General features: G+C 61.1%; 6 protein-coding genes. 1 reads left to right on the top strand and 5 read right to left on the bottom strand.

Annotated features, from left to right (window positions below; translation table 11 throughout):
- Positions 1-4 precede the first annotated feature (4 nt).
- From ACA070_RS30135 to ACA070_RS30115, 5 genes are read right to left on the bottom strand one after another with little or no spacing between them, the layout of a single operon-like run.
- On the bottom strand, positions 5-1,996 hold the full coding sequence (locus ACA070_RS30135; RefSeq protein WP_497452042.1) for a vWA domain-containing protein: 1,992 nt from the start codon (positions 1,994-1,996) through the stop codon (positions 5-7).
- Positions 1,996-3,006, bottom strand: coding sequence for a hypothetical protein (locus ACA070_RS30130; protein WP_497449436.1), 1,011 nt, complete (start codon positions 3,004-3,006; stop codon positions 1,996-1,998). Before ACA070_RS30130 ends, ACA070_RS30135 begins: the two co-directional genes overlap by 1 nt.
- 3 nt (positions 3,007-3,009) lie before the next feature.
- Positions 3,010-5,721, bottom strand: coding sequence for a putative virulence factor (locus ACA070_RS30125; protein ID WP_497449435.1), 2,712 nt, complete (start codon positions 5,719-5,721; stop codon positions 3,010-3,012).
- Entirely contained in the window at positions 5,718-8,783 is a 3,066-nt protein-coding gene (locus ACA070_RS30120; protein ID WP_497449434.1) for a virulence factor SrfB, read from the bottom strand. Before ACA070_RS30120 ends, ACA070_RS30125 begins: the two co-directional genes overlap by 4 nt.
- A gap of 17 nt (positions 8,784-8,800) precedes the next feature.
- Complete coding sequence (locus tag ACA070_RS30115) at positions 8,801-10,159, bottom strand: SrfA family protein (protein WP_497449433.1); 1,359 nt, start codon at positions 10,157-10,159, stop codon at positions 8,801-8,803.
- A 266-nt stretch (positions 10,160-10,425) separates the two neighbouring features.
- On the opposite strand from ACA070_RS30115, the gene ACA070_RS30110 reads away from it, so the two are divergent.
- Positions 10,426-11,640 (top strand): aldose 1-epimerase family protein, encoded by a 1,215-nt coding sequence (locus tag ACA070_RS30110; RefSeq protein WP_497449432.1) that lies wholly within the window; start codon positions 10,426-10,428, stop codon positions 11,638-11,640.
- The last annotated feature ends 40 nt before the right edge of the window (positions 11,641-11,680 follow it).

Genomic DNA, 11,680 nt, shown 5'->3' with positions numbered 1-11,680 from the left:
CTCGTTAAGGCATCATTTCCAGGGGCACGGGGTAGACGTTGTCCCGTGCATCGCTGTCCTTGGCTAACGCCACCCAACGGTCGACGTCAGCGTTGTAACGCTGGTAGTGCCGCAGTTTGGTATTGAGCGTGCGGATGAATTTCTCCTGTGCCAGGCCATCCCAGCTTTTCCAGGTTTCTTCGTCCAGGTTCAGCACTTCGCTCTGGTAGGGCAGGTCTTCGAGGTACTCGCCGAGCACGCCCATGTCCGCCAGTTTGGCGTTGCCGTTCTGCTTGAGCTGGTTGGGATCGGCACCCATGGTCGCGGCGACCGAACGCAGGCGCTCGAACATTTCGGTCGGCGAGATCAGGCCTTCGTTGGCGGCGTCGAGGATCTTCTTCATCACGTCGCTCAAGTCACTGAGCTGGGATTTGGTCAGCAGCACCCGCACGTCGGTGGTCGGGATGTTCTGCTTGATCAGGTCGCGGTCAGTGATCCACGCCTTGAACACCAGAGGCGCCTTGCTGTTGGTCTTCTCGCCCAGATAAGCAAGTTGCATCGCGTGGCCGATCAGCGCCGCGTCTTCGAGCATTTTCTTCTCGGCCGGGTCCTGCTTGGCATTCACCGCACTGCCGATGGCGTCTTCGCCCATGTAGGCGGCTTTCACCTGTGTAGTGATCGCGGCGGCCAGTGCGTCGACCTTACGGCCGAACTCCTGCACATTGCCCGCATTTACCGGGTAGTACAGCGAGGTGTTGGTGCCCGGGTAAGTCGACAGATCCTGGTACTGCGCCGCGGCCTTGGCGTGGTCCTTGGCCCCGGCCGGGGTTTTCAAGTGCAGCGTATAGATAGCTACGCCCGGATTGGCGGCCTCGATACGCACCTGCGCTGCGCTCAATCCGGTCTTCGACAGTTTGTCGTCGCCCTCGATGGCGCCCGCATCGGTGATCAACACCACGTAGCGCGCACCGAACTGGCTCCAGTCGACTTTGTCGATGCTCTTCATGACGCCGGCAAATGAGTCCTCATCGAAGCTGCTGCTCGACACGCTGGCCTGTTTGAGGTCGGCGATCTTGGCGAAAAAGTCGGCACTGTCTTTCACCTTGGTAGGGTCGGCGTACATCTTGGTGGTGTATTCCAGCCCTGGCACCGCCTGGGTGTTGGAGCGGAAAGCGACCATGCCGAACTTGACCTGCTTGCCGAGGTTCTGCGCTTCGATCCGCTGATAGACCTTGCGGATCGCTTCTCGGGTGCGGTCGATGTACGGGTCCATCGAAATGGTGGAGTCGATGACAAACACCACCGCCGCGCTGAATTCCTTCAGCTGGCTGGCTGCTTTGTCCTCGGCTTCCTTGCCGCCGGCCGCGCCGCTCGCAGCACCGCCCTTGGCGTTCTTGTCATCCGGTTTACTGACCGATGCAACGTTAAGCAGACGTGTGCGGAAACCGCCTTCAGTCATCACTTCTTCGCCGCTGAGCACGGGCAGCAGGTAGAACTGCTTTTGCAGGTCGACGAAGTATTCAGGTTCTTCTGCCAGCACGCCGGGGGCTTGCTTGCCCTTTTTCAACGTGGCCCGCAGCGGGGCGACTTTGCTCACCGGGTCCGGCGCATCGAGGATGCCTTCGACCGTGGCGCGTTCCTTGAAGAACAGCAGCCGGTCGCGGTTGGCCGGGTTGGTGAAGGCCAGCGTCAGCTGCATTTTCCAGTCAGTGGTGCAGCTCGCGGGCAGCCAGCCAATGGTTTTGCCATAGCTGTCGGGGCCGACTTTCAGCCACTCAGCATTGGCCGCTTGCGCACGTTCGTACACATAGAAACGGCTGAACACCGGTTGCTCATCACCCGCAGCACCGCCCGCCGTCGGGCTGATTTTGCAACCCGGCGTGGTCAGCACGCGTTGGAACAAGGTCTTTTTACCGGCCTGGATCAATGGTTTGTCATCAGCCTGGGACAACGGGCTGATGCACAGCGCCAACAGTGCGGCGCCGCTCAGCAGAAAACGACTCAGGGGAGAACGCATCACTTCTGCAACTCCTCGAAACGCTGCTTGGCTTCGGCGTTGTTCGGGTCCTGGGTCAGGATCGTTTCGTACCAGTAGGCGGCGGTGGCGTTGTCCGCAGCCGGGAAGCACTCGCTGGCTTTCAGGTATTTCGGGTCGTATTCGCGGGCATAGGCGTTGGCAATCAAAGAGTCACCGGCCTGGGCACGATTGGCGTACAGACGCTGGGCGACGCCGCAGTGCTTGCCGGCCTTGGCTTCGTTGATGATCTCCAGCAACTTGGCGCTGTCGGGTGCAGCCTTGATGCAGGTCTGGACGAAGGTCAGCTCGGGCAGGCTGTTCATGCTGTCGAGGGTGCAGGCTTGTGCGTCGACGCCGACCGGTGCGGCGGCAGCAACTGCCGGGACAGGCGCTGGAGTGCGTTTGTAAAACCAGAATCCGGCCGCTGCGGCCACCAGCAACAGCACGACGAGCGCGAGGCCGATGAGGCCTTTGTTGCTCTTCTTCGGCGGAGGCGGGGTGTAGGCGGGTTCGTTGGGCACCGATTCCAGTTCGATTTCTGGCTCGTCGGTGGACAGGACCAATTCTGGCAATTCCGGAATTTCGGGTTCTGGCGCACTTGGTGCTGTCAGGTCTGCGCCGCCATAAGTCGAGCGCGTCTGGCCACCCGCAGTAGACGGCAGCAGGCCGAGGCCGGGGCGAATCACCCCTTTATCGCTATGATCGAGGCTCTGCTCACGCAGTTCGATCTGGAATTGCGCGTTGGCGCCGCCTTCGAGTAGCGGATCGACCACTTCCGGGCCGACCTGGGCCTCAAGGGCTTCACCACTGGCCGTAACGCTGAAGCGCGAGACCTTGAACCAGAACGGATTGTTGCTCCAGGCCTTCTGATCCTGGAGGTAGAAACCGTCCTGGTTACGCTGAATGGAGAACTCCAGCTGTTCTTCGCCACCCTGCCATTTCTTCACAGTGAGGCACGCCTGGCCAGGCACGTTGGGTTCTAAGGCGAGCAGGTCGACACGAATTGGCATTGCTTATCTCGCTGTGAAGGCTGTGAGCACATGGCCCAGCCGTTCATTCTGTTCAGGGGTGATTTCGCGACCGGCACCATGGCCGGCGTTGTCCTGCGTGATGTAGGCCAGGCCCGAAAGCCAGTCGCCCAGATAACGCTGCGCCTGGTTCGCCGGTTGTGGCGGCAACACCGGCACTTGTCCCGGACCGATGTCGGTGTAGAACGAGAACAACGGCGCCTTGGCACCGGCGCGGCTGTTCGGGCGCTCGTTGACCGGTTTTTGCAGGTAGCCAAACCAGGACACGAAATCGCGCAGCACCCGTTGCACTTCCAGCACTTGGCGCTCGACCAGTTGATCGCGCCGCGCGCCGCTTTGCGCACGCTTGAGCACCGCACGGCTCAGTTGGCCCGGCAAGTCCTGGCGGTAACCGGCGGTGATCAGCTCGTCGACCACCGCTTCGATCAAGGCCTTTTCCAGCCCCAACAGATTGAGCAGGCTTTGCCGGGTGGTCAGCTCGCGCAGGTGCGCAATCCAGGCCTTGAAAGCGGCTTTGGCAAAGCGGTGTTCGTTGCTTTGCAGTTCCGGCGCCGGGGTGTTGGTTTTGCTGCTGACCGGCGCTTCGTGATTCAGGTCGTCGCCGAAATCAAAGTCGAAACCGGCGTCGTTGCCGTACAGGCTCTGGCTCGGTGTCGGCGCGGCCGGCTCATCGCTGGCGGCGTGCGCGTCATCGGTTTCGTACACACCGCTTAGGTACAGGTCGCGCACCGATTCGCTCGGCATGTCGAGTTCATCGATGAACTCGCCGAGTACGGCCGGGCGACGGCCCAGCCCCGTCAGAATCATCTGCGCTTGGGCTTTCTTGGCGGCTGCCGCGCCGTCACCGTCGGCGTGATACCAGGTGCTCAAGCCGTGAGTGGTCAGGCCTTCGAGGCATTCGTTCAGCTGTTCGCGGATGCGCTGCAGTTTGAATTCAATGTTGGCCACGCCTTTGAAGCTGCCGCTGAAGTGGCTGATGCCACCGTCATCGTTGCGCAGCATTTCTTTCCAGGCGTTGGCAGGGTTGTTGATGTGTTTGCACACCAGCTCGTTGCCGGCGAAGCTTGTACCCAGGGCGTCGACGCGCTCCTGATAGCTGGCGTTGAGGCCGGTTTCGGCGCCGCTGGCGTCTTGCACGATGAACGCCGCATCCATGCGCGGTTTGCGCACCAGGAAGGTGTTCTGGAACGGCGTGCCGGCCCAATCGTTCATCCAGCTCAGGCTGCCGAAACGCTCGAGCATGGTCAGCTTGACCATGCCGTTCCAGCTCTCGTCGTACTGATCAGGCGTCAGGCTCAGGGAGTTGGTGATGCGCAGGTCGAGCATGGTCAGCGCCCAGATCAGGCCGGTGTCGCGTTTGCTGCGGGCGGCTGCGTCGGCGCCCTGGGTTTTCTCGATCCAGCGCGTCAGCACCGGGCCGACGTCGTTGACGTCGCTCTGTTTGGTCGAGCCGGTGCAGACCACCAGCGCGTTCATTTCCTGGTTGTCGGTGTAGCGTTCGAACAGGTAAGCGACCTTGCCGCGCAGGATCAGCTGCGAGACGGAGTTGTCCTTGGTAGCGGATTCCGGGTCGTTGGAGTTGGCGATTTCGTGCAGCTTTTTGCGCCCGCGATAACCGGGGAAGTCCAGCAAGTCGACCTGATTGACGATGTCGTCCGCCGGGGCTTCGATCAGGCCGAAGGTCATCTCGGCGGTCAGTGCCGCCAGTTGCGCAACCGGGATGCCCTGGCTGTTTTGCAAGCGTCCGTCGACCTGAGGCCGCACGTCGATCGGCAAGTCCCGCGGGCTGCCGAAGCGCTCGAGGATGTCGACGTTCATAATGCTGTCGCGCTGGCTGTAGGTGTCGTTTTCGAAACTCACCAAGGCCTTTAATGGCGCGAATACGGTCTCGGGCAAGCCGAGCTTGTGCAGCGCGCCAGCCAGTTGCTGGTACACGCGCGTCAGTTCGCTTTGCTCACCCCAAAGGATGGAAAACAGCTCGGCGCGTTCCTGGAAATTCAGGCGTGGCGCCAGTTGCAACGCCGTGGGCCAATACAGGTGTTCAAGCTTCTTCACCGAGTTGCGGAAGTTGTCCCGCAGGTAATCCCACAGTGACACCAGATCGTCGGCGTTGACGCCCGGTTGCATCGGCCCGGCCTCGCGGCCTTCGAACGGTTTCAGCACGCGCTGGATGCGCTCTTCGTCGATCTCGTAGGAGATCCGCTCAAGGTCGAAGTCCTTGAACCAGGAGTTGGCGAGAATCTTCGCCAGCTCGATTTCCTTGAACAGTGTCAGCTCGACCGGGAACTGCGGATCCTGGCTCGGTGTGGCCCGACGGCTGAAGCGCGTCACCAGGCCGGTGGCTTCCTTGCCGCCACCCACCGGGTTGATGTGCTTGATGAAGTCCAGGCGCTGGCCACCGAAATCGGTTTCCAGTTTGCCGTTCTGACCGGCCGCAAGCGCCGAGATCAGGTAGGACTTGCCGGCCTGGGACAAGCCGAAAAAGCCGATGGTCATCGGCGTGCAGGCCACGCGACCGAGGCTGTGAGCCAGGTTGCGGGCGCGGTGCAGGCGGATGTTCAGGTTGTCGGCTTCGCTGTCCAGGCGCGGCGCGTTGCCGCGCGTCTGGCCAATCCATTCCAGCGCCTGACCGGCACCTTTATAAACAGCGGCCCAACTGGCGGAGAGCTGAGTTTGATCGGGGGTCAGATCATTCATTTGCGTTTCACACTTCCACTGTCGAGCCAGTACTTGGTCTCGCTCAGGCCGGCGTCGAGCATGGTGTTGAGTTCCAGTTCGAGGTCGCTGCGCGGGTTGAAGTTGACGTTGTTACTGTTGGATTCGATGTCGCGTACCGAGAGGCGGTCGCTGACCAGATCCTGCTTGCGCGTGTACTTGTCGGCCGCTTTGACCTCGAAGCGCACCTTGAGCAGCGGCGCGCTGCCGTTTTCACCAATCGCGCGGGAGAACTTCTCCCGACCGGCCTTGGTGAAACGCAGGGTGTACAGCGGCGAAGCGGCCCAGCGATCGGCGGCCAACTGACGGAAACCGAGGCGCAGATCGCCGCGCATTTCCAGCTGCGGCGTGTCGGCGTCATCGCCCGTGCCGATTTCCGGCAACTTGATTTTGTAGTCTTCGGACTGGATGTCGCGGTACAGCACGTCGGCATCCTTGATCACGTTGTTCAGGTCGATGACACCGATATGCTTGACCGTCGAATACGGCTTGAGCGCCGAAGAGCGGAAGTAAAAATTCGGCACGCTGTGGTTGGCGCACAACAGGCAGAGCATGGCGCCCACCGAAGCGGTGCTTTTCGGGTCGTCGATGCGGCCGTTCTTGTGGAACGGATACCAGCCGCCGGTGCGGTAGTTTTGCAGCGCCAGAATGCGCCCCGGTGGCAGCGGCAGCACCTTGCGAATAAAGGCCTGGATGCCGGGCAGCCGCGAAGGGCGGCCGGTCAGCAGCAGGACATCGCACGGGTAATGGGCGACCACTTCACAGAGCGCACCGAGGATCTTGGTGATGTTGATCTGATCGTTGAGGAACGCGGCGTGGAGCTTTTGCAGGTCGAAACCGATCAGCGATTCGTAGAGGTCGAAACCGCTCTGGCCACCAACATCGCGACGCACGGCAGCGTTGACGTAGTCGAGCACGGTCTGGCTGATCGCGTTGTCGCCCAGTAACTGGCGGTAACTTTGTGGGCTGACTTCCTGCGGGACTTGCGGGTCGTAATGCTCGTAAGCCTTGAGCAACGCCAGGCCCAGCGGTGCGAACACCTGCAGGTTCAGTTGCTGGCGCAGGATCATGTCCTGGGCGCTGACCGATTCATCACCGCACAGCCGGGACATCAACGAATCCGGGGCTCTGACGCCGGCATTCTGCAAGGCCTTCTCGAAGCTCGGCAGGATGAAGTCCTGGATCACGTCCAGCAGGATGTCGTCGCCGGCCACTTTGAAGCCATCGCGAAAACGCTGTTCGGGCACGATGTGCACGTTGCTGCCGCTGCCCGTGTTGCCGGCGCGGTCGAGGCGATAGTCAGTGATGACCAGGTCGGTGGTGCCGCCGCCGATGTCGATGGTCGCCAGGGTAATGCGTTCGCGGTCGGTTTTGTCCGGCCGGGCGATGGTGTCGAAAAACTCTTCCGGGTGACCGGCGAAGTTCTCGTTGACCTCGGTGTACAGGTACACCAACTGGCCACACGAGGCTTCGTCCCATTCCACGCGGATGCTTGGGATCGGCGTGCGCGGGCTGACGGCCTGATCCTGATGCGGGTCTTCCTCGCCGGCGTGCCAGCCGAGGCTTTTCCACACCAGGCCGATGGCTTGCAGCATGCGCTCGTTGAGGATGCTGCGCTCGGCCTGCGGCATGCCCGGCGGCACGGTCAGGGTGATGCTGTTGAGCTGGCGCGGCACGCGGGTGTGACCCTGACGCGAGCGTTGGGCCGGGCTGTTGATTTGCGACAGCGCCTGGGCCAGCACTTCGGCGAGCATGAAGGTCATCAGCGAGCTGCGCGAGTAACGCGGCATGAACACCGGCAGACGATCGTCTTCTTCGAGGCTGTAAAGCGCCTCGCCGGTTTCATTGATCAGGTGCGAGAACGGCGCGGCCGTGGCGTACGGCTCGTTGTCGGTCTTGATGTAGGAGCAGTTGAAACGCCAGCCGTGGCCGTAGGCGTTCTCGTCCCACAGATAACGTTTCGGGCTGGACAGGCCAGTGGAACCTTCGGTGCCGCGACGACGGCTGGCCAGTCGGCTGGCCTCATTGCCGACGCGGGCGATCGTTGCCCACTGGAACGCATCGTGACGGCCACTCTTGACCGAGCAATGGTCCTTGCCGAAATACGCCTGGGCGAACTCGACGCGGCTTTCGAACGGCAGGTTGTAGGTGTGTTCGGGGGTGATCAGGTCGCGCAGTTCCAGCACGTAGTTCTGCTTCAGCCCGGAGCCGGCCTGGCCGTGATTCTCGATCAGGATGCCGCAGGTGCGCGAGTTGCCGACGTCCAGCACCAGGTCCACCGGAATCGGTTTGACCAGGCCATTGCTGTCGTTGGCGACCACTTTCAGTTCAGGGATTTCCACCTTCGGCCTTGCGGTCGACTGCGCCGCCGCTGACGGCGTGCTCAACAGGCTCAGCAGGTTGAGGTAGTGCGCCAGGTGGTGGTTGGCGCGGATATCGATGTCGAGCTCTTCGCGCGAACGGTGGGCATTGCCCTCGTTGAACACTTCGAGCAGCCATTCGTTGACCCACGGCTGCGCCAGGAACCAACGGGTTTCGCTGGCCTTGGTCGCCAGTTTGAAGGAAACGCCGGAACTGATGTCTTCTTCGTTCGGTGCCAGGTAGGCGGTGCCGTCACGCTTGGGCATGACGCGGCTGTCGAACGCCATCGTCAGGCGATGGGTATTGCCATCGATGTCGGGTGTCGCCAGTTTCACCAGGCGCATCCGCGACCAGTTGGTCGGGCCTTCGTCGAAGCGATGCGGCGGCATGAAGCGGAAAAACGGCGTCGGCAGCCAGACACCGTCCAGCAGTTCGAGGCTGCTTTTCATGTCGACGCTGAACGCCGGTTTGGCCTTCTCGACCTTTTCCGGTTCGGGCTCGTAGAAGTAGAAGTCTTTCTCTTCGTTGTACATCAGGCGGCAAATCAGCCCGCTGATCATCGGCGCGAACTCGCCCGCCGGTTCCTTGCGAGGATCCAGGCGCAGGGCGAAATCCATGAACTGGATACCGGTGTCACTGACGAGCGTGACGGTGTCTTCGAATTGGGTGACTTCAGGCAACATGTCGGGTTATTCCAGTCTTATTCGCCCATCTGCCGCATGGACATGGGGAATTGATCTTTTCCGTAACCGCCGGTGCAGTCCGCGACCGTGGTCGCCCCTTTGCGGCAGTTGACCTTGGGCATGTCGTAAGTGCTGCCATCGCCGCACACGGCCTGGCCCTGGCTGTCGATGGCGAGGCTGCCGCCCTTCATGGTGGCGGTGACCGGGCCGCTGCATTTCGAACCGTCGGCCTGGTGCACGGTGACTTCGCCTTTACCGTCTTTTAACTGGTATTCCAGACGCAGCGGCTTGCCGGTCCGGCGATCCTGAATGCCGGCACCGGCGCGGTACTGACCGTCGAGGAACTTGGCGGCACCGTCGGCGGCGTCAGGCGGAATGCTCAGGGCCGGGCCGGGTTTTGTGGTTGCGGTGGCGGGTTTTTGCGCGTCGGGCGGAGTGACGGCGGAAGGCGCCTCGGTTTTGGCTTCGGGTGGCGCGGTCGGTGATTCAGCGGCCGGGTCTTGGGTGACGTCGGCGGTCGCGGCGTCGGCTTCGTTACCGGCGACGGCCGGAGTTTCCACACCATGAGTGCCGGTCACGGCTGTGCCAGTGGTGGAGCCTGAAACGGTGCCGGTCACGGGAACGCCATTCAGTGTTGTGGCATTGCCGGTCAGTTGTGGCTCTTCCAGCTGTTTTTCCACCGGCACGATACCTTCGGGCAGCAAGTCCACCGCCACCAACGGAATCGGCACGCAACCGCGCAAGCCGAGCAACAGCCACAACAGCAGCAACAAGAACGGCAGCAGCAACAGCCACCACCAGCGACGCCACCACGGACGAGCCACCACCGGCACGACGGGCGCTACAACCGGTTCTTCGACCACGGGTGGCAGCGTGAACACGGGCGGAACCTGATAAAGGCAATGCAGGGGATCGCGATTACCGGTACCGGCGTGCTCGAAACCCCAGAAGGTCAGCACCGGTTTGCCTTGCACCAGGTAGACGAAGTTTTCGTCAGGGAAATGAATGACGCGCTTGAGCAACTTGCCGAACACGGCTTTGTCGCCTTGCTGCTGTTCAGCCGGATCAGTGCCCAGGAAACGCTGGCTCAATTCTTCGAGCGCAGTCTTCAGGGCTTCAAGTTGGCGACGGGCCGGTGCGCGTTCTTCTTCGGTCGCGCTGCTCCACGGGATGACATCGCCGTCGAGGCCGCTGTACCAATCAATCTGGTTGCCGAGTTCGTCGCTTTGAGGAATGGCCAGGTGATCGACCATGTCGGGGTTCTTGCGGCGAATGGCTTCGCGCAGTTGCAGGGCTGCCCGGTAGACCGGTTGACCTGTTTCGCCGAGGGCTGTGAATGACCCGCTCTTACCGCTGCGTAATAGTGCCCCGCGCATTCAAACTCCATATGTTCCGTTGCGCAAAAATGACAGACAAAAGTGTCTGTTCTTGCTCCTGCAATTAGCTGGCGACCTTAATGTCATAATGATGTCGCCGTCAATAAGAGGAGGCCCAAACCGTATGAGACTAACGTAAGTGTGCGGAGGTTGCATGAGGTCAATGTGATTTGAGTTTGTAAGACTCGGACGTCCGCTTTTTTAAGCTTGCTGAAACGTTTCATCAGCGCTATAAAAAACGCACAACTCCAAGAAAGGCTTTCCTCATGACCCCGCTCAAACTCGCCGTCGCCCTCGGCACGCTGACCGCTGCCTCCCACGCCATGGCCTGGGATTACGTGCTGCTCGACACCGACAAGGCTGCCCAGAACTGGCAGATCACCAGCCAGCAACTCGGCGTAAAAACCGACAAACCGTTCTCCGTGACCCTGCGCACCCTGCATGGCGGGCGGCAAGAGGGCGTCAGCATCGTCGACATCGATAACGGCACAATGAAACTCTCGGTGGTGCCGACTCGCGGGATGAACGTCCTGCAAGCATCGGTCGGTGATGTGCGCATGGGTTGGGATTCGCCAGTCAAGGACGTGGTCAATCCGTCCTTCATCGAACTCAATGGCCGCGGCGGACTGGGCTGGCTCGAAGGCTTCAACGAGCTGGTCGCCCGTTGCGGCTACGAGTGGGTCGGCCATCCCGGTATGGATAACGGCGAACTGCTGACCCTGCATGGCCGCGCCGCCAACATCCCGGCCAGCAAAGTGACCCTGCATATAGATGAAAAACCGCCGTACGCCATCAGCCTGCGCGGTGAGCTGAAAGAGCAGGCGTTCAAGAAAGTCGACTTCTCGGTGGTGACCGAACTGGTCACTGAGCCCGGTAGCGTTGCGTTTGCCCTCAACGACACCCTGACCAACAACGGTGATTATCCGAAGGAATATCAGGCGTTGTACCACAGCAATTTCAGCACCCCGTTCCTGGAACAGGGCGCCCGTTTTGCTGCGCCGGTTAAACAGGTGTCGCCGTTCAACGACAAGGCCAAAGGGGATTTGCCGGACTGGCAGACATACCGTGCGCCGACCAAGGACTATGACGAGACGGTTTACAACGTCGTGCCGTATGGCGATGCCAAGGGCGATACGTTGACTGTGTTGCATAACAAGGCGGGGAGTCTGGGCGTCTCCCTCGGCTTCAACACTCAAACGCTGCCTGTGTTTTCGCTGTGGAAAAACACCGATACCCAAGGCCAGGGCTATGTCACCGGGCTTGAGCCGGGGACCAGCTTTTCCTATAACCGGCGCTATCAGCGGCCGTTGGGCCTGGTGCCGACGATTGCTCCGAAGGAGAGCAAGCAGTTTCAGATCAGCTACAGCTTGTTGGCGGACAAGGGGGCTGTGGATAAGGCGCTGAAGCGGGTGAGTGATATTCAAGGTGGGCGAGAAACTGAGGTTCGGCAGGTACCGTTGGTGGATCTGAGCAAGGAGTAAGCAGCCTTGGAGATGAGCAGTGAGCCTGCGTTCACTGCTT

The organism is Pseudomonas sp. LBUM1678, from assembly GCF_059695575.1.
The sequence above is the reverse complement of the archived record's forward strand: the minus strand, read 5'-3'. Positions and strand labels throughout refer to the sequence as shown.

Excerpts from the sequence above, each read along its gene's own strand:
- ACA070_RS30135 (WP_497452042.1), bottom strand. The coding sequence starts at position 1,996 with ATGCGTTCTCCCCTGAGTCGTTTTCTGCTGAGCGGCGCCGCACTGTTG.
- ACA070_RS30130 (WP_497449436.1), bottom strand. The coding sequence starts at position 3,006 with ATGCCAATTCGTGTCGACCTGCTCGCCTTAGAACCCAACGTGCCTGGC.
- ACA070_RS30125 (WP_497449435.1), bottom strand. The coding sequence starts at position 5,721 with ATGAATGATCTGACCCCCGATCAAACTCAGCTCTCCGCCAGTTGGGCC.
- ACA070_RS30120 (WP_497449434.1), bottom strand. The coding sequence starts at position 8,783 with ATGTTGCCTGAAGTCACCCAATTCGAAGACACCGTCACGCTCGTCAGT.
- ACA070_RS30115 (WP_497449433.1), bottom strand. The coding sequence starts at position 10,159 with ATGCGCGGGGCACTATTACGCAGCGGTAAGAGCGGGTCATTCACAGCC.
- ACA070_RS30110 (WP_497449432.1), top strand. The coding sequence starts at position 10,426 with ATGACCCCGCTCAAACTCGCCGTCGCCCTCGGCACGCTGACCGCTGCC.